This window comes from Micromonospora antibiotica, assembly GCF_017599305.1.
GTDB lineage: Bacteria > Actinomycetota > Actinomycetes > Mycobacteriales > Micromonosporaceae > Micromonospora > Micromonospora antibiotica.
Window position 1 is genome coordinate 593,902 of record NZ_JAGFWR010000001.1, and the last position, 21,487, is coordinate 615,388.

Genomic DNA, 21,487 nt, shown 5'->3' on the forward strand with positions numbered 1-21,487 from the left:
CCGTCAACCAAACGTGAGGAATCGTCATGCGCTTCTTGTTCGTCACGGGTGGGAGCCCGGCCACGGTCTTTCCGCTGACGCCGCTGGCAACCGCCGCGCGCAACGCCGGTCACGAGGTGATCGTCGCCTCGACGGAGGAGACGCTGCCCGCCATCGTCGGGGCCGGCCTGCCGGGCCTCTGCGTCTCACCGGTTCCCATCCGCCACCACATCACCACCGATCGCTCCGGAGCTGCGATCACGGAACCGACCGATCCGGAGGCTCACATGATCTACATCGGTCATGCCTTCGGCCGGTTGGCGGCGGCCTGCATCGACCCGCTGCTCGACTTCGCTGCGCAATGGCGACCGGACGTCGTGGTGGGCGGCATGCTCACCTTCGCGGCGCCGCTGCTCGCCAGCAGGTTGGGCGTTCCCTACGTGCGGCACTCCTGGGACACCGGTGAACCACCTGTCGTGGATTCGGCCGCCGAACGGGAACTACGCCCGGAGCTGGAGCGCCTCGGCCTGGACCGGCTTCCCGTTGCCGACCTCTGGATCGACATCTGCCCGCCGAGCCTGCGTCCGGCCGACGCCGGCCCGGCCCAGCCGATGCGGTTCGCCCCGACGAACATGCAGCGCCCACTGGAGCCGTGGATGTACGTCCGGGGCGAGCAGCGCCGCATCGTGGTGACAGCCGGCACGAAGGTCGCCCGCGGCAACTTCTTCGACTACCTGGTCGACCTCGTCGGCAAGGTGAAGACGGTCGGGGCCGAGGTCGTCGTGGCGGCGCCGGCAGCCGTCAGCGACGAGCTGTCGCAGCGGCTCGGTGTGCGGGCCGGCTGGTTGCCGCTCGACGTGGTGGCCCGCAACTGCGATGTGCTGGTGCACCACGGTGGCGGCGGCACGGCCCTGACCGGCATGGCGTGCGCCGTGCCGCAGCTGCTGATACCGAACATGCCCAAACTCCTGGCGCCGTCGCGTCGTCTCGCCGACTCCGGTGCGGCCGTCATGCTCCTGCCGGGCGAGGACACCGCCGAGGCGATCGCGGCCGGGGTCGACCAACTGCTCCACCAGCCGATCCACCGAGAACGTGCGGCGGTGTTGTCCCAGGAGATCATGACCATGCCGTCAGCGGCCGATGTCGTGGACGTGGTGGAGAAGTTGTGCTGAGGCACCCCGACACCGTCCCGCCGGCCCGGTCAGAGGCGACGGCGTCCCATCCGTTCCGCCGTGGAATCGACCCACTCTGGAGGACCAGCCCTCATGTATGAGGATCAGTTCCGAGGTCAAGTCGCCATCGTCACGGGTGCGGCCGGCGGTATCGGGGAGGCTGTCGTCTCCGCCCTCTGCCGGGCCGGTGCCTCGGTGGCGGCCCTCGACGTCGACGGTGACCGCCTGTCGGCGCTCTTCGGTGCCCACGACGACGTGCCCGGCACCGTCACGCAATTCACCGCCGACGTCCGCTCCGCCGTCGAGGTCGAGGACACGGTGGCCGCAGTGGAGGAGCGACTGGGCCCCGTCGCCTTCCTGGTGAACTGTGCCGGGGTGCTGCGGGCGGCGACCGCGGTCGAGCTGACCGAGCGGGACTGGGACGACACCCTCGCGGTCAACGCCCGCGGCGTCTTCCTCATGTCGACGGCCGTCGCAAGGCGGATGACGCCGCGCCGACGGGGCAGCATCGTGACCGTGGCCTCGAACGCGGCCGGAGTACCCAGGGTGCGGATGTCCGCCTACGCCGCATCGAAGGCGGCGGCGACCGCCTACACCAAGACGCTCGGGCTCGAACTGGCCAGCAGCGGCATTCGCTGCAACGTGGTCGCCCCGGGCTCCACCGACACGGCGATGCTGCGGGGACTGTGGGGCGGTGGTGACGGAACGTCCGTGTCCGTCGCCGGTGTCCCGACCGAGTACCGCGTGGGCATCCCGCTCGGCCGCCTCACGACCGTCGCCGACGTCACCAACGCCGTGATGTTCCTGCTGTCCGACCAGGCGGCCAACGTCACGATGCACGACTTCTACGTCGACGGTGGCGCCGCCCTCGGGCGTTGACCCGTCCGGACCAGGGAGATGAACTTGGACACCACCACTACGCCGTACGCGATGCCGGACCCCTGCGAACTACCCGTCAACACGGCCGGCTGGCGGCCCGATCCGCGCCGTGCCGTGCTGCTGGTGCACGACATGCAGCGCTACTTCCTGAGGTCGTTGCCGGCTTCGGGTCAGCCCGGCGGGGCACTGATCGCGAACACCGCAGCGCTGCTGCGCCGTTGCCGACAGCTCGCGGTGCCTGTCGTCTACACCGCGCAGCCCGGGGACATGACGCAGGTCCAGCGCGGACTGCTGCGGGATTTCTGGGGCCCCGGCATGACCGCCACCGCACAGGACCGGCAGATCAGCGACGAACTGGCCCCGGGTGAGCGCGACACCGTCTTGACGAAGTGGCGCTACAGCGCCTTCCACCGCACCGCACTACTGGATCACCTCCGCGACGTCGGGCGGGACCAACTGCTGGTGTGCGGGGTGTACGCGCACGTCGGATGCCTGATGACAGCGGTCGAGGCGTACTCCCACGACATCGAGACGTTTCTCGTCGGCGATGCGGTGGCCGACTTCTCGGCTGAACACCACCGGATGGCCCTGCGGTACGCGGCCGACCGGTGCGCCGTCGTGCTCTCCACCGAGGCCGTCCTCGCCGAGCTGGGCCAGCGGTCGGTGCCCGCAGAATCCGTCAACCCTATCGAGGGGGAGCTATGCCGTTCGACGATGGACGTTTCGCCCGGTTGATGGATCAGGTGCTGGGGGCGGAGCCGCCGGCGTTCGCCCTGTTGCATCGGCCGGAGGCCGTGGGTGGCCGGGTCGAGCTGCTCGTCGGTGACGTCGGGTGCGTGCGTACGCTGGCCGACCTGCCGTTGCCCCGGTTGACGGGGCCAGGACAGCCCCGGCACGACCTGTTGGCCATGGTGCCGTACCGGCAGCTCACCGAGACCGGGTTCGAGTGCCACGACGACGGTGCCCCGCTGGTCGCGATGACCATCCGTGAGCAGGCGGTCGGTTCGGTGGCGGCCACGTCGAGGTTGCTGCCCGACGGCGTGATAGACCTCGGCACCCCGCAGTTCGACATCGGGGACGACGAGTACGCGGAGATCGTGCGCCGGGTGCTCGTGAACGAGATCGGACACGGCACGGGTGCCAATTTCGTCATCAAACGCACACTCACCGCGCCGTTGCGCAGCTCGCCCGTCCAGACCGCGCTCACGGTGTTCAACCGGCTGCTGGCCGACGAGCGTGGCACGTACTGGACGTTCGTCATCCACACCGGCTCCCGCACGTTCGTCGGCGCGACACCGGAGCGACACCTCAGTCTCTTCGACGGCACCGCGATGATGAACCCGATCAGCGGGACCCTGCGTTACCGGCCCGGTGGACCGGCGCTGTCCGAGGTGCTCGACTTCCTGGCCGACCGCAAGGAGACCGGGGAGCTGTACATGGTCCTGGACGAGGAGTTGAAGACGATGGCCCGGGTCACCGACCGGGGCGGGCGGGTGGTGGGTCCATTCCTGAAGGAGATGGGCAACCTGGCCCACACCGAGTACCTGATCGAGGGGTCGACGTCACTCGACGTGCGGGACGCCCTCCGCGAGACGATGTTCGCGCCGACCGTGACGGGCAGTCCGGTAGCGAACGCCTGCCGGGTGATCAGGCGTTACGAACCCGACGGGCGGGGCTACTACAGCGGCGTGGCGGCACTGTTCAGCCGGGACGTCAACGGCGGTCGCTCACTGGATTCGGCGATCCTGCTGCGTACCGTCGAGATCGTGGACAGCCGACTACGGATCACGGTCGGTGCGACGCTGGTGCGTGACTCCGACCCGAGGCTGGAAGTTCTCGAAACGCACGCCAAGGCGCAGGGTGTGTTGCGTGGACTCGGCGTGGCCCCGGGGCCCGACCGTACGGCGTCCGCCAGGTCGAGCCTCGCGGGTCACCCCGCGGTACAGGCGGCGTTGGCGGCGCGCAACACCGACCTGGCGCGTTTCTGGTTCGATGACCGGGACGGGCGCACCGGGGTGCCGCAGGTCGCGCAGCTCGCGGGACGGCGGGCGGTGATCGTGGACGCGGAGGACTCGTTCACCGCCATGCTGGCCCATCAGTTGCGCGAGTTCGGGCTACAGGTGACCCTGTGCGGGGCCACGGAGCCGTTCCCCCGGGAAGAGGCCGACCTGGTCGTCATGGGGCCGGGCCCGGGCGACCCGAACAACCGCGACGACGTACGGATCGACCGTCTGCACACCCGCATCCGGGACCTGCTGCACGCCGGTACGCCGTTCCTGGCGGTCTGTCTCAGCCATCAGGTCCTCGGTTCGCTTCTCGGGCTCGACCTGGTGCGACGCAGACGACCCAACCAGGGCGTCCAGCGGGACATCGAGTTCTTCGGCCGGCGGGTCCGGGTCGGGTTCTACAACACCTTCGCCGTCCGCAGCGCCGACGACCATCTGTGGCCGGCCGGGGTGGGGCCGGTGGCGGTGAGCCGGGACCCGCGGACCGGTGAGGTGCACGGGTTCGTCGGTTCACACTTCCGGTCGGTGCAGTTCCATCCTGAGTCGGTGCTCAGCACGGACGGCACCTCCATATTGGCCGAGATGGCCACGTCCGTGCTGTCCGGATCCGTGCACGAACTGGCCGCCGTCGACACGTCACGCGGATGACACCGAATTCATCGCCGAGGGGCACAGTGTCCACAATTCTCGTCGCCGGTGGCGGCATCAGCGGGCTCGCCGTGGCCCTCGGGCTGTCCCGCCAGGGCCGGCACCGGATAGAGGTCTTCGAGCGCAACGCCCAGTTCGCCGAGCTCGGAGCCGGAATTCAACTGGCCCCGAACGCCTTCCACGCACTCGACCTGCTCGGTGTGTGCGATCAGGTGCGGTCGCGGGCGGTCTACATCGACGAACTGGTCCTCAGAGACGGCCGGTCCGGGGAACGACTGGTGACTCTGCCGGTGGGAGCCGACTACCGGCGACGATTCGGTAACCCGTACGCCGTGGTCCATCGGGGTGATCTGTACGCGCCGCTGCTGGCCGCGTGCCGCGCCGAGGAACGGATCCGGCTCAGAGCCGACAGCCCCGTGGTCGGGTACCGCACCTCCGACGAGTCGGTCGTCTGCGAGCTGGCCTCCGGTGAACAGGTGGTGGGCGACGTCCTGATCGGTGCGGACGGGATCCGCTCCCGGGTGCGGCACCAGCTCGTCGGTGACGGTGAGCCCCGGGTCACCGGGCACACCATCTTCCGCTCCGTGGTCCCGACCAGCTCCGTCCCCGCCGAACTGCGGTGGAACGCGGTGTCCCTCTGGGCGGGCGAAGGTTGGCACCTGGTCTCCTACCCGATAGCGGGTGGGCGGGAGCTGAACATCGCCGCAGTTCGTGACGACGGAGCCACCCGGGCGGTCAGTGGTGAACCCGTCGACCAGCACCTCGTACCGGCCGCCTTCCCGGAGGCGGGAGGGCAGGCACGCCGGCTGCTGCACCTCGGCCGGCAGTGGCGCAGGTGGGTGCTGTGCGACCGGCCGCCGGTGGCGCGGTGGGTGCAGGGGCGGGTCGTCCTGATCGGCGACGCCGCCCACCCGATGCTGCAGTACGCCGCCCAGGGCGCCGCGCTGGCGTTGGAGGACTCCGTCGTCCTCGCCCGGTCGCTGAGGTGCGACCCCGACGAGATCCCGGGCCGCCTCCTGCACTTCAACGAGGTACGCCGGGAGCGCACCTCCCGCGCGCAGGAGGCGGCGCGGTGGTTGGGCGATGAGCTGTACCACCCTGCCGGCGTCCGGGCGCGGACACGGGACGCGATGCTGAAGTCGATGACCGCCGACGATCTCATGGAGGCGGTGTCCTGGGTGCACGGTTTCCGGTTGGGCGCGCAGGAGGCGTCACCCGCACCGCCGTGACCGGCACCCGGCGGTCACCGCCACAGTGTCAGCCAGAGATCGGCTTGGAACCCGGACGATCGCGGGTCGAAGGTGACGGTGCGAATCTCGACCAGGGCGAGAGCGTCGTCGTCCGTACGTGTGCAGAGCCAGAGGCCGGACCGTGGTTCGACGACTTTGCTCTTCCTGTCGGACGGGGCGGCTTCGTCGCACTCCTGCGGCGTCGAGGGTTCGCGCGGCACGGTGGCCATGCCCAGATAGAAGATCATCCGCAATATGCCCTCGTCGCAGTTGTCGTAGAAGGCGAGGTCCCGGGCGTCGCTTGAGGTGCCCACCCCGGTGGGTCCCGTAGCGAGTGTCACGGCTGCACGGTCCGCGTCGACCGTCGACCGGGTCGCCGTGTTCTTCGTCCTCCAGTCGGAGGCGCACTGGCCGGCGACAGCCGTGAGGCGGCGCTTCTCGTACACCAGGGAGTAGTGCCTGGGCAGCTGATGCCTGACGATGACAGCTGCGAGCAGCAGCAGCAGGAGTAGTAGTAGCGCGCGGACGGTGGGGGACTTCAGAAAACGGCGGACGCCCGACTCGGACGCGATTTTCAGATAGGACTCGACGACGTCGTCCATCGCCCTCGACCCGGCCAGTTGGTCGGCGATGTGTGGCCCGTCCCAGATCTGCAGATCGACGCCGTGTGCGGATCGTGCCCATTGCTGGAGTTGGTGCTGTGTGGCGATTGCCATTCCCTGGGCCGTGAAGAAGATCACCCGTTGCACCGGTCGTCCGGTGGTGCATGCTTTCGTGACGTCACTCCTGACCTTCTTCGGAAGGTCGTTCTTCTGGATTGTGCAGCAGAAGGCGAGGTCCCCGTCGGGGGAGAAGGTCTCGCTCCAGTAACTCTCGCCGTCGCGCCCCTGGTCACCGCCGGCGCTGACCGGGCCGGTGGAGATCCGAACATTCGGGGCGATGAATTTGCTGGTCAGGTGATGGCAGATCTGCTCAAAATCGTGATGCCCGTTCCTCTCTCCGAGCAGGTCCAGGGCGATGCGGATCTGCGTGGCCCGATGGATCTGGTTGACGGTCGTCAAGGCAGCCGCCGGGGCCGGCGCGTCAGCAGTCGGATGAGGTGCCGCACCACAGTGGTCATCGCTCGATCTGCCCTGTCTTCTCGGGCGGCCGGAGAGGCGCCCTGCCGGATCGCCTCAACTCCTCCACCGCGCAAGGGGGTGCTACGCGTAGCCCGTGATCGTACCAACGCGGCTGCCAGCAACGGGGCCTTCGCCTCGCGTGGGAGCGGACGTGCCGGGACGGGGTGGGGTGGGACCGGGGCGGGAGCCCGGCGGCGCTGTCAGCCGACGGCTCAGCCGGCGGCCGGCTCCCGGGTGTCGGCCGGTACGACCATCGGCGCTCCGGTGACCGGGTCGGGGACCACCTGGTTCGGCATCCCGAACACCTCGGCGACGAGCCCGGCACCGACGGTCGACGCCGGGTGCCCCTCGGCCACGATCCGGCCGTCGCGCATCGCGACCAGGTGGGTGGCGTACCGGGCGGCGTGGTTGAGGTCGTGCAGCACGGCCACCACGGTGCGTCCCCGGGTGACCAGGCGGTGCAGCACGTTGAGCACGTCGATCTGGTGTGCCACGTCCAGGTAGGTGGTGGGCTCGTCGAGCAGGACGAGGGGTGTCTCCTGGGCGAGCACCATGGCGATCCAGGCCCGTTGGCGTTGCCCGCCGGAGAGTTCGTCGACCCGCCGGTCGGCCAGCTCGGTGGTGCCGGTGGAGTCGAGCGCCGACTCGACGGCCTCCTCGTCGGCGTGGGAGAAGCGGCGCAGCACCCGCTGGTGGGCGTAGCGGCCCCGCCCGACCAGCTCGCGGACGGTGATCCCCTCGGGCGCGGACATGGTCTGCGGCAGCAGCGCGATCCGCCGGGCGCGTTCCTTCGCCGGCAGGGTGACCAGGTCCGATCCGTCGAGCGTGACCCGACCCTCGGCGGGGCGGAGCAGCCCGGAGAGGGCGCGCAGGAGCGTCGACTTGCCGCACGCGTTGGGCCCGATGAGCACGGTGAACGAGCCGTCGGGCACGGCGAACGACAGGTCGGCGCTGACGGTCCGCTGGTCGTACCGGAGGGTGACGTTCTCGGCCCGCAGCCGCGCGGTCAGCTGGTCGACCATCGGGTCCTCCTGATCTCGTGGACGAGCAGCCAGAGCAGGTACGCGCCGCCGAGGGTGACCGTGACGACCCCCACCGGCACGGTCAGCGGGATCACGTGTTGGGCGATCAGGTCGGCGCCGAGCAGCAGCAACGCCCCGACCGCGGCGGTGGCGGCGAGTGGCAGGCCCGGTGCCCGGACGAGCCGGCGGGCGATCTGCGGGGCGGCCAGGGCGACGAAGGAGATCGGGCCGGCGACGGTGGTGACCGCACTGACCAGGGCGACCGCGATGACCACGAGGACGGCGCGGTTGCGGTCGACCGCGACTCCGCTGGCGGCGGCGACGTCGTCGCCCAGTTCCAGTTGGGCCAGGGCCGCCGCCCACAGTGGGGTGACGGCCAGCAGCACCAGGATGATCGCGGCGGCCGGCCAGACCACGTCGGCGGTGGCGGTGTTGAGGGAGCCGGCGCCCCAGGCGGCGGCGAACAGCGCCGTCTCCAGGTCGGCGCGCAGCAGCAGCCAGGTGTTGGTGGCGGCGAGCATCGAGGAGACGCCCACCCCGACGACGATGAACCGGAACCCGGAGAGCCCGTCCCGGTAGGCGAGCAGGTAGATCGCCAGCGCCGCCAGCAGGCCACCGGCGAGTGAGCCGAGCATCAGCAGGTGCCAGCCGCCGCCGAGAAGCAGCAGGGCGGTCAGCATGCCGGTGAACGAGCCGTTCGCCAGGCCGATGATGTCCGGGCTGGCCAGCGGGTTGCGGGTGATGGTCTGGAAGATCGCCCCGGCGACGCCGAGCGCCGCGCCGAAGGCGACGGCCGCGGCGATGCGGGGCAGCCGCCACTCCAGCACGACGGTGCGGGTCAGCCCGTCGATCCGGCCGCCGAGCACGCCGAGCACCTCGTCGAGGCGCAGCGGGAAGTCGCCCAGCCAGAGGCCGACCACCCCCAGCGCCGCGACGACGAGCGCGGCGGCGGCGCCGACGGCGGCTTCGCGTACGCCGACGGTCACGTGCCGGTGGTCGGTGCCGAGCAGCAGCCGGCGACCCCCGGCGGTGCGGCGGACCGGCCGGCTCACAGCGCGGTCGCCCGTCGGCGTCGGGCCAGCGCGATCAGCACCGGAGCACCGACGAACGCGGTGACGATGCCGACCGGCATCTCACTGGGCAGCACGGCGACCCGGCCGAGCACGTCGGCCAGCAGCACCAGCATCCCGCCGGCCAGCAGCGACCCGGCGAGGATCCGGCGCTGGTCGGTGCCGACACCCCAACGCACCAGGTGCGGCACCACGAGCCCGACGAACGAGATGGGGCCGGCGATGGCGCTGGCCCCACCGGCGAGCAGGGTCACCGCACCGAGCACGAGCAGCCGGGTCCGGACCAGGCTGACGCCCTGGGCGGCGGCCAGGTCGGGGCCGAGCGCGAGCGCGTTGAGGCTGCGGGCCGCGACCAGCGCGGCGAGCAGCCCGGCCACGATCAGCGGGAGCACCGGCAGCAGCACTGCGGTGTCACGTTCGAGCAGGCTGCCGGCGTTCCAGCCGCGCATCCGGTCGAAGGTGTCGGGGTGGGTGAGGGTGATCCCGGTGGTCAGGCCGGCGAGCACGGCACCGGTCGCCACCCCGGTCACCAGCAGCCGGGTGGGGGTGGCCCGCAGGTCGGCGGCGCCGCCGACGGCGTACACGGCGGTGGCGACCAGGAGCGCGCCGAGCAGGGCGAGCCACATGTAGCCGGCCGGCGAGGTGATCCCGAAGAAGGCGATGCCGGCGGCGACGAACGCGGCGGCACCGGCGTTGACGCCGAGGATGCCCGGTTCGGCGAGCGCGTTGCGGGTGAACGCCTGCATCAGCGCGCCCGCGACCCCGAGGCCGGCTCCGACGAGTAGCCCGGCGAGGGTGCGCGGCAGGCGCTGCCCCCAGACGACGTACTGCGCGGTGTCGCTGCCGGCGCCCCGCAGCGCCTCCCAGACGTCCGCCGGGGGCACCGGGTTCGCACCCACGAAGACCGACAACACCACCGACCCCACGAGTACGACGACCGCCCCGACCAGCCACCGCCGGGCGGTACGCCGACGCGCGGCACGGCCGGTGGTCGGCCGTACCGCGCGGGCGGGTGTGGTGGCGGTCAACTCGACGCGGTGAGGATGCGTTCGAGGTCGTCGAGGACGGCCTGCCCACCGACCGTGCCGACCCCGGTGATCCAGAAGGACTGGTCGACGAGGTGCAGGCGGGGGAAGGCGGCGGCGTTGGCGGTGACCGAGGCGGGGATGGTGCTGCGGTCGTTGACGTCGACGGTGGTGACGAAGACGTGGTCGGCCTTGGCTTCCAGCACCCGTTCCGGGGAGACGTCGACCGAGATGGAGTTCTCCCAGTCGCGCTCGGGGGTCTTGAAGCCGACGCACTCCAGTGCGCTGCCGGCGAACGAGGTGGGGCCGTAGAGGGTGAGGACGCCGTCGCGGGGGCGGATGAGCTGCGCGCTCTTGCCGGCGGTGCCGAACTTCTTGGCGATGTCCGCGCACCGCTGCCGGAAGTCGGTGAGCAGCTTGTCGGCGGAGTCCGCACCGCCGAGCGTGGTGGCGGTGAACTTCACGTTGTCCTGCCACGGGTCGGCCTGGGACGCCATGAACACGGTCGGGGCGACGTCGGTGAGCTGCTGGTAGAGGGCGGAGTGCCGGGATTCGGTGCCGATGATCAGGTCGGGCTTGAGGGCCGCGATCTTCTGCACGTTGGGTTCCTGGACGGTGCCGACGGTGGTGATGCCGGCGGCCTTGTCGCCGAGGTACTTGGGCACGCCGGCGGCCTCGTTGAGCACGGCCGCGCCGACCGGGGTGAGCTGCAACGCGATGGCGGTGTCGAGCTGGACCGGTTCGAGGACGACGACCCGGGTCGGCTTGTCCGGCACGGCGGTCTTGCCGCGCGCGTGCTCGACGGTCCTGGTGTCGCCGACGCTGCCCGCCGGCTCGGAGTCGTCGGAGCCGCAGGCGGCCACGGCGAGCACCGCCGCCGAGGCGACGGTGAGGGCGAGGAGGCGTCGGCGGAGTGTTCGAGGGGTCGGCGTACGCATGGTGCGAGGTTCCCGTCTGGCTACTTACAGTGATTGTCCACTAACATTTTTAGGTTAGCATTACCTAATCATCCACCTCGTCGCGGGCCGGGCGGTCGTGCCAATAGCCCTGTGTGTGGACCTGCTGTGGATCGACGCGCGCCTCGGTGAAGAGCCTGCGCACCTGCGCAATCCTGCTACTCTCCGTAGCTGTCCAGGCGTAGAACTGTGCCCCCGACGATGCCGCCGCCGGCCCGTACTCGGCCAACCAGTCGCCCACCATGGCGGTGAGGACCGTCCCGCCCGGTGCCCCGCGACGCAACCGGACCTCGACCGTGTGGCCGGCGGTCACCTCGTCGAGGGTGGCGGCGTCCGCCGCGACGCCGGCCTCCAGCAGGACCGTCGCCCGCACCCCCGGGCCGAGACCGGACAGGATGCCGCGCACCGCCGGGTACGCCGTCTCGTCCGCGGCGATCAGCACCCGGGTCGCCGGCCCCGGCTCCCACTGCACGCCGTACCCGGGTTGGCCGGCCCCCACGTGCGGGCCCGACAGGAGCAGCCGGTCGCCCGGCCGGGCCGTCGCCGCCCAGCCGCTCGCCGGGCCGTGCGGCTGGTGCAGGTAGAAGTCCAGGTCCAGCTCGCCCGTCGCCGGCCGGGTCCGGTACGCGGTGTAGCTGCGCAGCCTCGGGCGCACCTCGCCGGGAACGGACCGCCACTCGCGTCGCCACGTCTGCTCGGGCAGCCCCGCCCGCAGCGCGGTCGGATAACCACCGTCGACCGGCAGCATGATCTTGATGCGCTGGTCGAGCTGGTACGGCGCCATCTCCCGCAACCGCTCGTCGCCGAGCGTCACCCGGACGAACCCGGGCGACACCCGCCGGGTCGCCGTCACGGTCGTCGCGAACAGGACGTTGGGCGAGTTGCCGAATGCTGACATGCCGGCAGAGGTTAGCGTGCCCCGTCCGGGCAGCTCACCGCCCCGGACCCCGGCGGGTGATCAGGGCCCACCCGGCTCGTGCCCGGGTCACCCCCGGCGGCGGCGTTCCCGGGAACCGGCCACTGGACCAGGAAGAATGCGCAGAACATTGACGGTGACCATGGCGATGATCCAATCTGACGCCGGCCCGGGTCAGGAAGTCCGGGCTTTCATTGCGTCGGCGAAGGAGCTCGCATGCCACACATCACGTTAAATACCAACGAACCCGGAATCCGTGGCCTGTTCCGCTTCCGGCCGGAGACGGCGTTGCCACTGAACGGGCTGGTCGAGGCGCTGCTGTGTGCACCGGGCACGTTGACCCGGGGCGAAAGGGAACTCATCGCAGCCTATGTGTCCGGCCTCAACGAGTGCCGCTACTGCTACTCCGCCCACGCGGCGTACGCGGCGGCGCAACTCCCCGAGGGCATGCCCCTGGTCCAGCAGGTGCACGACGACGTCGACAGCGCCCCGGTGTCGGCCAAGATGCGCGCGCTGCTCGACGTGGCCGGCGCGGTGCAACGCGGTGGTCGGGAGGTCACCGCAGACCTGGTGGCCGCCGCCCGGGCCGAGGGCGCCACCGACGTGGAGATCCACGACACCGTGCTGATCGCCGCCGCGTTCTGCATGTTCAACCGCTACGTCGACGGCTTGGCCACCGTCCTGCCGGACGACCCGGACTTCTACACCGACCGCGCGCAGCGGATCGCCGCCCACGGCTACCTCGGGGTACTGCAACAGGAGGTCATCCACGAGTGACCGGCCCGGCGGGCACCGGCAGGTCGGCGGGCGTCGGCGCGGCACGCCGTCACCGGGCCTGCCGGAGCGCGTCGGCGAAGTCGGCGACCTTCGCCGACCGTGGTACGCGGTGAGCCGCCCGCCCACCGGGTGCCGCGGCGGATCGTCGACCCGGGCGGATCAACGCGGGTCGACGGGTGCGCCCGGTCCTTTCTGGATGGTGTGGCCTGGCTATTGTCAGCGGGTGATCCATCGAGGGATCTCTTTTGCACGGGGAGAGTAGATGATGTCTTGGCGCCTTCGCGCGCTTTCCGCCACCGTGGCAGCTGCCGCGGTGGCCCTGTCGATCACCACTGCGGGCGGGGCGGCAACGGCCGCCGGCCCCGTCCTGGAGATCACGTCGATCGCCTTCGACCGGCCGCAGGTCGACGTCACCCAGGACTACGCCGTGGTCGACCTGACGTGGACGATCACCGACCGGGCGGCCAGGGCCCAGCGCGTCAACGGCGCGGTCGAGCTGCGCCAGTTCGCCGGAGACGAGCAGGTCGGCCAACCCCACACGGTCTCCTACGACCTGCTCGGGGGTCGTACGCAGGTCGGGGGCACCGGAACGGCCCAGCAGTCCACCTACGTCTACGAGTTCGTGGTGCCGCGTTACTCCGTCGCGGCCGAGACGGTCTGGCGGGTGACCAAGGTGACCATCGCCGACGACGTCGCCCACGCCCGTACGGTGCGTGACCCGGGCCCGGCGGCGTTGGCGGTGACCCAGCTCGTCGACTCCCAGGGGCCGGTGGCGGAGCAACTCTCCTTCGACTTCGGTCAGCCGAGCGGCTTCTACGATGACGGTTCCGGGGTGACGTTGCGCTACCGGGTGCAGGTCGTCGACGAGTCCGCCTTCAGGAAGGGCAAGCTCACGCTCGCCGGCCCGGGAGGTGCCCGGCTGACCTCCACGTTCCAGCTCGTCCAGAGCGGTTCGCAGTGGTCGTGCAACGGTGAGACGGTCTATGAGCCGACCTGGGCGTTCTGCCCCGTCTCGATCGTCGTGCCGGCCGGTTCACCGTCCGGCACGTGGCGGGTGGCCCGGCTCGACCTGACCGACAGTTGGGGCAACACCCGGACGGACACCTCGCCGCAGGGGCCCGAGCCGATCCAGGTCAGCCGCAACGACGTGGTCAGCGCGTCGGGCTTCGCGCTCGTCCCGGCGCAGGTGAACAACTGGCGGGGGCAGGCGACGACGTCGCTCAGCTTCACGCCGCACGGTGCGGTTGGTGGCCTGACCGCTGTCGACGTGGACCTGTCCTGGTGCTCCCAGCTGTCACACACCCCGACCGTGGGTGAGAACGGCGTGGCCTCGGTGGAGATCCGGGTGCCGGCGGGCTGGGCCAGCTCCTGCCGGATCGACGGGATCAAGCTGACCGACGGCGCGGGTAACGTCGCGTTCTACGGCACCACCTACGCTGCTCCCGAACTCGACCTCACCGTCACCCGGGTGCCGGACGAGAAGGCGCCGGTGGTGCTCTCGGCGATGCTGCCCAAGGCGACCTGGACGTCCCAGGAGACCGCGGACGCCTGGGGCCTCGGCTTCGACGTCACGATCGAGGTCGACGAGTTCGCTCCGATCTCGTCGACCAGCGCGACGATCTACGACAGCACCGGAGCTTCGCGGGGCGGCATGTACGGGGGGCAGCACGACGACGGCACCGGTCTTCTCCACCTGGCGGTGTCGACCGGCCGGTTGGAACCGGGCCGGTACACGATCGGGTTCACGCTGGACGACCAGGCTGGAAACTCGAGTTCGTGGGGCTATCCGAACAATGCCGGCACCCCGCTTCCCGGCGGTCCGTTGACCCTGACCGTGGTCGCTGACTGACGGTCGGACGGACCGCCCGGTCGGGCCGTTCCTCCGAGCGGGGCGGCGGGCCGCCCCGGCCCGGGTCCTGCCGGAAACCGGAGGGCGACCCTGTCGCCGTGCCCCGATGTCGGGCCGACGCCACCTGGCGTCGGCCCGACGTCTTTTCGGGCACCCCGACGGGTTCGACCCCGGCCGATGACCCCCCGCCGGACGGCAACTCCGCGTGACGTATCCTGTACGCGACTCTGGGTAATTGTTGAGGGTGATTTGACAGTCTCGATCCTGTTATGTCATTGCAAGTTGTGATCAATCTTGACCTTCTTGATAAACGCTTCCTAAGGTCTCTTTTGGTCGCCGGCATGATCAGGAGAGAGAATTGATGGACGAGGTGTCCCTTTCCGATCGCCTGAGCGACCAGCTGAGGCGTTTGTGCGAGGCCAGCGGAATCAGTGCGGCAGAACCGGTGGAACTGCTGGAAAGCCTGCTCGGGCCCGCCGGCCCGCAGCCGTTGTCGGCCCCGCCGCGTTGGCCGTCCAACATCGCCGACGATCACACTCCGGTGGAGTTCTCCATCGCTTTCAGCGGCACCGAACCGCCCACGGTGCGGATTCTCGGCGAGACGCTGGGAACGCCACCCGGCCGGTTGACCAACATGTTCGCCACCCGGCGGTTCCTCGACCGGCAGGCACACCGCGCCGGACTCTCCACCACCAGGCTGGATTCGGTACGCGACCTGTTCGCCACGTACGACCCGCAGGGTGTCTTCGCCCTCTGGTGCTCACTGGTCTTCCGCAACGGACGACGCCCCGAGTTCAAGGTCTACCTCAATCCGGAACTCCGCGGGGTCGACCGGGCACCGGGCCTGGTCTCCGAGGCCCTGCACCGACTCGGCCTGGGCCGGTCCTACCGGGCGATGCTCGACCACGGCATTCGGCCGGGCGAACTGGGTCACCGGGACCGGCTGACGTTTTTCGCCCTCGACCTGCACGACGGTGCCCAGGCCCGGGTCAAGCTCTACCTGACCCACCACGACGCCGAGGTGTCCGACGTCGTCCGGGCGGCCGGCGTGGTCCACGACGTGGACGCGACCAGCCTCGCCGAGTTCGCCGCACTGGCCGGCGGCGGCCGGACCCGGTTCGCCGGTCTCCCGCTGGTCGGTAGCTACACCCTGGTCGAGGGGGTCGACCGGCCCGTCGGCTACAGCCTCTACGTGCCGATCCGGGGCTACGTCCGGGACGACGAGGAGGCGTACGACCGGGTGGTGGCGGTACTGGACCGCTACGGGTTCGACCGCACGGTGCTGGACCGGGCGCTCGCGGCGGTGGCCCGCCGACCGCTACGCGACGGGGTCGGGCTGATCCCGCACCTGTCGTTGCGGTTGGGCGCCCCCCGCCCGGGGGTGACCGTCTACCTGTCCGCCGAGGCGTACCAGGTGAGCCCCCCGGTACGCCGACCGTCGACCGTGGACCTCGTGGCACTGGCGACCCCCACCGGCCGGGCCGGCGCTCGACACCCCTGATCCCCCAAGGAGCGAACCGTGGTCGTGGACCTGCACCAGATGTTGCCCCCGTACCGGATCAAGGTGGTCGAGCCGATCCCCTTCCTCAGCCCGCAGGAGCGGCGGGCGGCCCTCGCGGAGGCGGGATACAACCCGTTCAACCTGCGCGCCGACCAGATCACCGTCGACCTGCTGTCCGACTCCGGCACCGGGGCCACCTCGGCGGCGCAGGAGGCCGCCGCCGCGCTCGGCGACGAGTCGTACGCCGGGGCACGCTCCTGGTTCCGGTTCCGCGACGAGGTCCACGACCTCACCGGCTATCCGCACATCCTCCCCGTGCACCAGGGCCGGGCCGGCGAACGCGTGCTCTTCAGCGGCCTGCTCAAGCCCGGCCAGCTCTGCCTCAGCAACACCCACTTCGACACCACCCACGCCAACGTCGAGCTGGCCGGCGCGGAACCCCGGGACCTCCCCTGCCCGGCCGCGTTCGACCTCGACAGCCCGGAACCGTTCAAGGGCGACATCGACCTCGACGCGTTGGAACGTACCCTCACCGGGCCGGAGCGCGACCGGGTCGGCCTGGTCCTGATGACCATCACCAACAACGGTCTCGGCGCGCAACCGGTGTCGATGGCCAACCTCACCGCCGTGCGGGACCTGTGCCGCCGCCACCGGGTGCCGTTCTTCCTGGACGCGGCCCGGTTCGCCGAGAACGCCTGGCTGGTCGGGCAGCGCGAGCCGGGCTACCAGGACTGGACGCCACGACAGATCGCCACCCACGCCTTCGGGCTCGCCGACGGCTGCGTGGTGAGCCTCAAGAAGGACGGCCTGTCGGCCATCGGCGGGCTCATCGGGCTACGCGACGACGACCTGCACGCCCGGTGCGAGGCCAACCTGATCGCCACCGAGGGCTTCTCCACCTACGGCGGGCTGGCCGGCCACGACCTCGAACGGCTCGCCCAGGGGCTACGCGAGGTGGTCGACCCCGGCTACCTACGGGCCCGGGCCGCCTCCACCGCCCGAATGGCCCAGCTGATCAACGAGGCCGGGGTGGACACCGTCCAACCGGCGGGCATCCACGCCCTCTACCTCAACGCCGGCCGGCTGCTGCCGCACCTGTCGCCGCACGAGTTCCCCGGCCATGCCCTCGGCTGCCAGCTCTACCTCGACGGGGGCATCCGCTGCGCCGAACTGGGCTCGCTCTACCTCGGCGGGATGGACGACCGGCACCGGCTGGTCACCCCGGCCCCCTTCGAGCTGGTGCGCCTGGCCATCCCACGCCGGGTCTACACCGACACCCACCTCGAGTACGTGGCCGCCGTACTCGCCGACATCGCCAAGGAACCCGGGCGGGTCCCCGGGTACCGGGTGGTCTCGTCACCACCCCTGCTGCGTCACTTCAAGGTGCGGTTGACGCCGCTGACGGCGGCGGGCAGCGCCGACTGACCCCACCCGCGACGCTGCGGCTCCGGCCCGGGCCCCACGGCCCGGGCCGGCGTGCACCACCGCCCTGGCCGGCGGCACCACAGCCGTGGGTCGCCGCCCGGCGGGTCGGAGGCCGCCGCCCGCCGCTCAGGCCGTAGCGGGCAACCGGGCCAGGGCGTGCCGCACCAACTCGATCAACGCCTGCTTGCTGGAGGCCCGGTCCCGCGCGTCACACCACAGCAGCGGCACGGTCTCGTCCAACTCCAGCGCGGCGCGGATCTCCTCCTCGGTGTAGGGACACTCACCGTAGAAGCGGTTGACGGCGGCGACGAAGGGGATACCCCGGCGCTCGAAGTAGTCGACCGCCGGGAAGCTGGTGCCGAGCCGGCGGGTGTCGACCAGCACGATCGCGCCCACCGCACCCTGCGCCAGCTCGTCCCAGATGAACCAGAACCGGTCCTGCCCCGGGGTGCCGAACAGGTAGAGCACCACGTCGTTGCTGATGGTGATCCGACCGAAGTCCAACGCGACAGTGGTGCTGGTCTTGCCCTCGACACCGGTGATGTCGTCGACACCGATGCTGGCCTGGGTGAGGACCTCCTCGGTGACCAGTGGCGGAATCTCGCTGACCGATCCGACCAGGGTCGTCTTGCCGGTGCCGAAGCCACCCGCCACGACGACCTTCACCGATTTCCGATCCACGTGTATCAGTCCCTCTTGTCTAGATCCGCTGGAGGCCGGCGAGTACCGTCTCCAGCAGCCACCGGTCGGCGATCTTTTCCTGTGCCGGCGAGCCGATGTCCAGAAAGCCCTGCTCGTGGAGCACGTCGACCATCACCTTGGTGATGGTGAGCGGACGGTGCAGGTAGGCGCCGATCTCGGCAATGGAGATCCAACCGGTGCACTGCTGGAGGATCTCCCGGTATTCCTGCTCCAGCCGGGTCTGGTCGGCCGGCAGGGCGATCACCTGGGTGGCCAGGTCGAGGCTGGTGTTACGGGGACTCGTCCGCCCGTTGACGAGGATGTAGAGCGGCACGAGCCGGCCGGCCTCCGCCTCGTCGTCGCCGTCCCACACGTCGTGGGTCACGATTTCAATCCGGGTCGGTCGGCGAGCATCACGCCGTCGAGGCGGGCCTCGGAGCCGAGGTAGTCGCCGATCCGGGTCACCAGGCGACTCATCTCGTACGCGACGGTGCCCATGTCGACGGACTGTTCACAGAGCACCGCCAACCGGGCGTTCTGGCCGGCGGCGGCGACGAACAGCGTCCGTCCCTCGTACTCGATGATGACCTGCTGGACCGGGCCGCTGTCGAACCGTCGGCCCATCCCCGCCGCGATGCTGTGCAGGGACGACGCGCCGGCCGCCAGCAGCTCCCCGGCGTCCTGCGGGAGCGACGTGGACTTCTGCACGATCAGCCCGTCGGTGGACAGGACAACCGCGTAGACAACGTCAGGGACCTCTACCAGATCGTCCAGGATCCAGGTCAGATCGTTCTGCGGTGCCGAGTGGGTCATACTTTCCTGCCTTGGTCGTCTCTGCTGGCTGGATCTCCGTTTTTCGCCGCCCGACCAGCGGCCCAGGCCCGCTGGTATCTGGTGAACCGGTCCCTGGCCTCCTCGGGTGACCGCACGGCAGCCGGGGCCGCCTCGGACGCCGGTGCGGGCAGGCCGTCCTCGCGCAGCTCGGGAGCGAGATGCTGCTGCGGCCGTCGGTGCGGCAGGGGGGGCCGGTCGGCGACCTGAGGGCCGGACGCACCACTGCGGACCGCACCACGCTGCGCCGGAACGTCGGTCATGATGCCCCCGATGCGGTCAGGCTGCCGGTCCCCGGCAGGATCGGCCGGTGCCTGCACCGACCCACCCGCCGCCGTGGCCACCATGGCGGCGGGCCGGGCCCCGGCGGCAGGGTGCAGCTCACGCCGGCCACCGCCGACCGGCAGCACCGCACCGACGCCGGGACGCGACATCGCCGTGGCGACCGTGCCGAGCGGCAGGACGCCCGGGTCGGTGCGGTCCAGATCGGCGGGGAACGGGTCGGTGGCGATCACCCGGTCGGGCAGCAGCACGATCGCCAGCAGACCCCCGTACGCCGAAGCGCGCAGGCTCACCTGGACGCCGTCCCGCTTGGCCAGTTCCGCCACCACGTGCAGACCGACCTGCGCGCCGTCCTTGAGCGCCGTCACGTCCGGGGTCGGCGCGGTGGCCAACAGCTCGTTCGCCCGTTCCAGCGCGTCCGCCCGCATGCCCACGCCGGCGTCCTCGATCTCCACCGCGATGCCGCGCTTGACCTCGATGCAGGTGACCCAGACCGTGGTCTCCGGCGGGGAGAACGCCAACGCGTTGTCCAGCAACTCGGCCACCAGGTGGACGGTGCCGGCGACCGCCGGCCCCACCACCGCCACGTCAGGTGCGCTGCGCAACGTGATTCGCTGGTACTGCTGGGCCTCCGCGAAGGCCGCCAACAGCACCCGCCGGACCGGCACCGGGTTCTGGAAGCGGCGACCGATCTGGCCGCCGGCCAGGATGACGAGGTTCTCCAGGAAACGGCGGGTCTGGGTGAGCTGGTGGTTGATGTCGAACAGCTCCGCCAGCAGCTTCTCGTCACCGATCCGGTTCTGCAGATCCTCGATGACCTTCAGACCGCGTTGCAGCGGGCGTTGCGGACGGCGCGCGACACCCATCAGCATCGCGATGCCCGCCGCCCGGGTCTTCGCCTCGTCGACGGCAGCGCCCGCCGCCGCCTGCAACGAGCGGTTGATGACCTCGGCGACCCGACCGATCTCGTCGCTGCCGTAATCCTGCAGGGGCAACTCGGCCGCCAGGTCGACCTTCTCCCGCCGGCGTAGCCGCTCCATCATGGCGGGTAGCTGCTTGTCGACCACCGACTCGGCGTCCCGGCCCAACTGGGCCAGGCGGACCGACAGCGCCCGGTCCACCAGGATCTGCGACTGGCGGACCGCCCAGATGATCGCGGCGATGACGACGAGCAACGCGATCAGACTGCCCAGGGAGGCGGTCAGGAGCTGGGTGTTGCCGGTACGCAGCGTCCGGGCCGACACGGTGTCGGCCTGCACCACGGTCAGATTGATCAGATCGTCGGAGACCTGTCGGGTGAGGGTTTCCCACTGGGCCCGGTTGAACGACAGCGCGCGGGGCGCCCCGGAACGCCAGGGCCCATTGCTGACCAGCGCCTTTTCCGCCGCGACGAGTTGCTTCCAGGAGTCGCTCGCGGTGATCTCGGCATAGCGTCGGCGGGCCTGCGGTTCCAGGTGTGGCGCCACGTTGGTGAGGCCGGCGTGATAGGCCCCCACCAGGTTGGTGAAGTCGAGATGGTCCTCCGGGCTGAGGGTGCGCGCACCGAAAGCACCGTCAATGGTGGAACCGGCCCGCGACATCAGGTCACTGGCCCGGAACGCCTCGGTCGCGGCGATGCCACCCTGGGCGGCGATGACGTCCGGGACGATTCTCGCCTGCGTGTCGAAGAGGCCGGTCGCGGCGTCGAGCAGCCGGTTGTAGAAATCGTAGACACCCGTCCCGTTGGCGGACCGGGAATCGATGGTGCTCCGTACGCTGGCCATTTCGTCCAACAGGTCGGCCAGCGTCTCCCACCGCGTCACGATCGAGTCCGGGGCGCTGGCCAGCGCCGAGTCGGCGGCGGGGCGCAGGGCCGCCAGCAGCTGGTCGGTCTGCTGCCGCTGCTCGATGAGCCTGCTCAGGTCCCGCGACGGCTGGGTCAGGTAGCTGACGCTCAGCCGCCGTTCCTGCTGGATCGACGACAACGCGGACACCGCCGGGATCGACACCTGCCGGACGCTGTTGGCGACCTGACGGTTGTAGAAGCCCTGGAAGATGAGATAGCCGGAGGCGACGAGCCAGACGACCAGGGCGACGACGCTGGGAATGAGCACCAGCCTGATCACGCGTCGTTTGATT

Annotated in this window: 19 protein-coding genes; 9 read left to right on the forward strand and 10 right to left on the reverse strand. The window is 70.6% G+C overall.

Going from position 1 to position 21,487, the window contains the following annotated elements; all coding sequences use genetic code 11:
* Positions 1 to 26 precede the first annotated feature (26 nt).
* The 5 genes from JQN83_RS02815 to JQN83_RS02835 all read left to right on the forward strand — a co-directional run bounded on the left by JQN83_RS02815 (position 27) and on the right by JQN83_RS02835 (position 5,913).
* Positions 27 to 1,151 (forward strand): glycosyltransferase, encoded by a 1,125-nt coding sequence (locus JQN83_RS02815; protein ID WP_208565413.1) that lies wholly within the window; start codon positions 27 to 29, stop codon positions 1,149 to 1,151.
* A 93-nt stretch (positions 1,152 to 1,244) separates the two neighbouring features.
* On the forward strand, positions 1,245 to 2,030 hold the full coding sequence (locus tag JQN83_RS02820) for a 2,3-dihydro-2,3-dihydroxybenzoate dehydrogenase (protein ID WP_208565414.1): 786 nt from the start codon (positions 1,245 to 1,247) through the stop codon (positions 2,028 to 2,030).
* A 24-nt stretch (positions 2,031 to 2,054) separates the two neighbouring features.
* A complete protein-coding gene (locus tag JQN83_RS02825) occupies positions 2,055 to 2,765 on the forward strand; it encodes an isochorismatase family protein (protein ID WP_279632640.1) in 711 nt (236 codons plus the stop codon).
* Positions 2,732 to 4,684: a chorismate-binding protein gene (locus JQN83_RS02830; protein WP_208565416.1), complete on the forward strand. Its 1,953-nt coding sequence runs from the start codon at positions 2,732 to 2,734 to the stop codon at positions 4,682 to 4,684. Before JQN83_RS02825 ends, JQN83_RS02830 begins: the two co-directional genes overlap by 34 nt.
* A 26-nt stretch (positions 4,685 to 4,710) precedes the next feature.
* Positions 4,711 to 5,913 (forward strand): FAD-dependent monooxygenase, encoded by a 1,203-nt coding sequence (locus JQN83_RS02835; RefSeq protein WP_208565417.1) that lies wholly within the window; start codon positions 4,711 to 4,713, stop codon positions 5,911 to 5,913.
* A 14-nt stretch (positions 5,914 to 5,927) separates the two neighbouring features.
* Here the strand turns inward: JQN83_RS02835 and JQN83_RS02840 are convergent, their stop codons facing one another.
* The 6 genes from JQN83_RS02840 to JQN83_RS02865 all read right to left on the reverse strand — a co-directional run bounded on the left by JQN83_RS02840 (position 5,928) and on the right by JQN83_RS02865 (position 12,005).
* Positions 5,928 to 6,974 (reverse strand): hypothetical protein, encoded by a 1,047-nt coding sequence (locus JQN83_RS02840; protein WP_208565418.1) that lies wholly within the window; start codon positions 6,972 to 6,974, stop codon positions 5,928 to 5,930.
* A 272-nt stretch (positions 6,975 to 7,246) separates the two neighbouring features.
* On the reverse strand, positions 7,247 to 8,044 hold the full coding sequence (locus JQN83_RS02845) for an ABC transporter ATP-binding protein (protein ID WP_208565824.1): 798 nt from the start codon (positions 8,042 to 8,044) through the stop codon (positions 7,247 to 7,249).
* On the reverse strand, positions 8,041 to 9,108 hold the full coding sequence (locus tag JQN83_RS02850; RefSeq protein WP_208565419.1) for a FecCD family ABC transporter permease: 1,068 nt from the start codon (positions 9,106 to 9,108) through the stop codon (positions 8,041 to 8,043). The genes JQN83_RS02845 and JQN83_RS02850 overlap by 4 nt, the downstream gene beginning before the upstream one ends.
* A complete protein-coding gene (locus JQN83_RS02855) occupies positions 9,105 to 10,154 on the reverse strand; it encodes a FecCD family ABC transporter permease (RefSeq protein ID WP_244251565.1) in 1,050 nt (349 codons plus the stop codon). Before JQN83_RS02855 ends, JQN83_RS02850 begins: the two co-directional genes overlap by 4 nt.
* Positions 10,151 to 11,089: an ABC transporter substrate-binding protein gene (locus tag JQN83_RS02860; RefSeq protein ID WP_208565420.1), complete on the reverse strand. Its 939-nt coding sequence runs from the start codon at positions 11,087 to 11,089 to the stop codon at positions 10,151 to 10,153. The genes JQN83_RS02855 and JQN83_RS02860 overlap by 4 nt, the downstream gene beginning before the upstream one ends.
* A gap of 64 nt (positions 11,090 to 11,153) precedes the next feature.
* Positions 11,154 to 12,005 carry a siderophore-interacting protein gene (locus JQN83_RS02865; RefSeq protein ID WP_208565421.1) on the reverse strand — a complete coding sequence of 284 codons (852 nt, stop codon included), beginning with the start codon at positions 12,003 to 12,005 and terminating at the stop codon, positions 11,154 to 11,156.
* A gap of 234 nt (positions 12,006 to 12,239) precedes the next feature.
* On the opposite strand from JQN83_RS02865, the gene JQN83_RS02870 reads away from it, so the two are divergent.
* The 4 genes from JQN83_RS02870 (at position 12,240) to JQN83_RS02885 (ending at position 17,575) form a co-directional block, all read left to right on the forward strand.
* A complete protein-coding gene (locus JQN83_RS02870; RefSeq protein WP_208565422.1) occupies positions 12,240 to 12,800 on the forward strand; it encodes a carboxymuconolactone decarboxylase family protein in 561 nt (186 codons plus the stop codon).
* A gap of 313 nt (positions 12,801 to 13,113) precedes the next feature.
* Entirely contained in the window at positions 13,114 to 14,649 is a 1,536-nt protein-coding gene (locus JQN83_RS02875) for a hypothetical protein (protein WP_208565423.1), read from the forward strand.
* Positions 14,650 to 15,094: 445 nt separating this feature from the next.
* Entirely contained in the window at positions 15,095 to 16,150 is a 1,056-nt protein-coding gene (locus JQN83_RS02880; protein ID WP_307798958.1) for a tryptophan dimethylallyltransferase family protein, read from the forward strand.
* Between the two features lie 18 nt (positions 16,151 to 16,168).
* Positions 16,169 to 17,575, forward strand: coding sequence for a tryptophanase (locus JQN83_RS02885; protein WP_307798959.1), 1,407 nt, complete (start codon positions 16,169 to 16,171; stop codon positions 17,573 to 17,575).
* A 126-nt stretch (positions 17,576 to 17,701) separates the two neighbouring features.
* On the opposite strand, the gene JQN83_RS02890 is transcribed toward JQN83_RS02885, so the two are convergent.
* From JQN83_RS02890 to JQN83_RS02905, 4 genes are read right to left on the reverse strand one after another with little or no spacing between them, the layout of a single operon-like run.
* Positions 17,702 to 18,256: a GTP-binding protein gene (locus JQN83_RS02890; RefSeq protein ID WP_307798960.1), complete on the reverse strand. Its 555-nt coding sequence runs from the start codon at positions 18,254 to 18,256 to the stop codon at positions 17,702 to 17,704.
* Positions 18,257 to 18,275: 19 nt separating this feature from the next.
* Positions 18,276 to 18,641: a DUF742 domain-containing protein gene (locus tag JQN83_RS02895; RefSeq protein ID WP_208565425.1), complete on the reverse strand. Its 366-nt coding sequence runs from the start codon at positions 18,639 to 18,641 to the stop codon at positions 18,276 to 18,278.
* On the reverse strand, positions 18,638 to 19,069 hold the full coding sequence (locus JQN83_RS02900) for a roadblock/LC7 domain-containing protein (RefSeq protein ID WP_208565426.1): 432 nt from the start codon (positions 19,067 to 19,069) through the stop codon (positions 18,638 to 18,640). The genes JQN83_RS02895 and JQN83_RS02900 overlap by 4 nt, the downstream gene beginning before the upstream one ends.
* Complete coding sequence (locus JQN83_RS02905) at positions 19,066 to 21,474, reverse strand: sensor histidine kinase (protein WP_307798961.1); 2,409 nt, start codon at positions 21,472 to 21,474, stop codon at positions 19,066 to 19,068. The genes JQN83_RS02900 and JQN83_RS02905 overlap by 4 nt, the downstream gene beginning before the upstream one ends.
* Positions 21,475 to 21,487 lie beyond the last annotated feature (13 nt).